Consider the following 329-nt stretch of genomic DNA (forward strand, 5'->3'; position numbering starts at 1 on the left):
CAGCGCGCTGAGCCCAGCGCGCAGGTCGTCGAGTGTGCGCCCGGTGATCACGGCCCGGTGCTCGAACGTGGAGCGGGTCGTGGCGAGGGCGTGCCCGAGGCGCGCCGGGTCCGGGAGGGCGGGCGACGCGTCGTCGAGGTGGGTGAGGAGGCGAGTGGCCTGTGCGGAGAGCGCCTTGCGGTTGCGGGCCGACAGCAGCCAGGGCACCGGCCCCGCCGCCGCGGGTGGGCCCGCGGTCACCGCGGGGCCGGCGGGCGACGCTTCGGCGTCCGCGACCTCCACGGCCGCCGGTGTCTCCTCGATGATCATGTGCGCGTTGGTGCCGCTGA

1 protein-coding gene is annotated in these 329 nt (G+C 76.9%); it reads right to left on the reverse strand.

From position 1 onward, the window contains the following. The coding region (locus tag DVH02_RS35200) for a CurL C-terminal domain-containing protein (RefSeq protein WP_158575907.1) at positions 1-309 on the reverse strand (309 nt) is incomplete at its 3' end. Positions 310-329: the final 20 nt, after the last annotated feature.

This window comes from Streptomyces corynorhini, from assembly GCF_003346515.1.
In the GTDB taxonomy this organism is placed as follows: Bacteria; Actinomycetota; Actinomycetes; order Streptomycetales; family Streptomycetaceae; genus Streptomyces; species Streptomyces corynorhini.